This is a genomic window from Moorena sp. SIO2C4, from assembly GCF_010672485.1.
GTDB lineage: Bacteria > Cyanobacteriota > Cyanobacteriia > Cyanobacteriales > Coleofasciculaceae > Moorena > Moorena producens.
Map to the genome: position 1 here is coordinate 1 of NZ_JAAHGN010001510.1, position 1232 is coordinate 1232.

At 40.6% G+C, this 1232-nt stretch carries 2 protein-coding genes; both read left to right on the plus strand.

What is annotated here, in order from left to right:
- A partial coding sequence (locus F6K20_RS39065) for a phosphodiester glycosidase family protein (protein ID WP_287298536.1) occupies positions 1-270 on the plus strand: 270 nt, incomplete at its 5' end.
- Between the two features lie 310 nt (positions 271-580).
- Positions 581-1009, plus strand: a complete 429-nt coding sequence (locus F6K20_RS39070) for a phosphomannose isomerase type II C-terminal cupin domain (protein ID WP_008179636.1) — start codon at positions 581-583, stop codon at positions 1007-1009.
- Positions 1010-1232: the final 223 nt, after the last annotated feature.

A 1232-nucleotide genomic window follows, 5' to 3' on the forward strand; every position in this document is an offset into this window, starting at 1 on the left:
TCCAATAGCACTGCTCCACGCAGTGCTATTGGAAGCACTGCTAATGGCACATTGATTATTGCTGCTTTTCAGTATAGTCATACTGGACGTGGCCCAACATTAAGGGAAACAGCTCAGTTGATGCAGAAATTGGGAGCCATTAATGCCCTCAATCTTGACGGGGGTAGCTCAACTGGACTTTATCTAGGTGGTCAACTCCTAGATCGCTCTCCCTATACAGCAGCACCAGTTAACAACGGTCTGGGCATCTTTTTTACACCTGTTCCCTAATAGTTTAAGAAGTATTAAGTATTAAGTATGAAGGAATTATGAAGTGCTCATATTTATTAAGATTTTCCGAAATCACGAATCCCTTAACTATAGGTTTATTCAGCTTCCACTTAGGTCAAGATAACTATATAAGAGTGTAAAGAATTGATATAAATTCAGGTAATAGACTAATCTGACATTAAAAAAATAGTTATAGTTTGCTAGGTTTGGTTATAGTCAATTATCCTTGATTTTGTTTAAGCTAGAAATTAGTAACCGATTAGTCAACTTTCCCAAAATCACTTAGCTAGACGTTTTCAGTAACAAAACCATGGTTCAGTCAAAAGAAATTTCTCAAGTTTCCGCAATTACCCTACAGTCATCCCGAGTAGCTGAAGGCGTTGCCGCTACCGAACTACGACCTTGGGGGTCATTCACTGTCTTAGAAGAAGGACGGGGATACAAAATCAAGCGCATTGAAGTCAAGCCGGGTCATCGCTTAAGTTTACAGATGCACTACCATAGGAGCGAACACTGGATTGTTGTCAGTGGTACAGCTAAAGTTCTTTGTGGCGATAAACAAGAAATTATTCATCAAAATCAATCAACCTATGTTCCCCAAGGCCATGCTCATCGACTAGAGAATCCTGGTGTTATTCCCCTCGTTTTAATTGAAGTTCAGAATGGAGAATACCTCGGAGAAGATGACATTATTCGTTTTGAAGATGACTATGCCCGTAGCAAAGCAGAAGACAAATAGATTGAGTCAAGTCGCTTGACCGTAGGTCACGCTATAGGCATTGCCGACGCTCCTTGAGGTGCGAACGCTCCAATTCAAAATTAAAAATTATTAATTCAAAATGACAATCAGTGGGGGCTTGTACCCGCCACTGATTGAAGACCACAACTCGCTTGACCGTAGGTCACGCTGCGCGAACGCTCCAATTCAAAGTTCAAAATTATTAATTCAAAATGATTCGGAC

What these genes read in the sequence shown, in the direction of transcription:
- F6K20_RS39070 (WP_008179636.1), top strand. Translation starts at nt 581, where the DNA reads ATGGTTCAGTCAAAAGAAATTTCTCAAGTTTCCGCAATTACCCTACAG.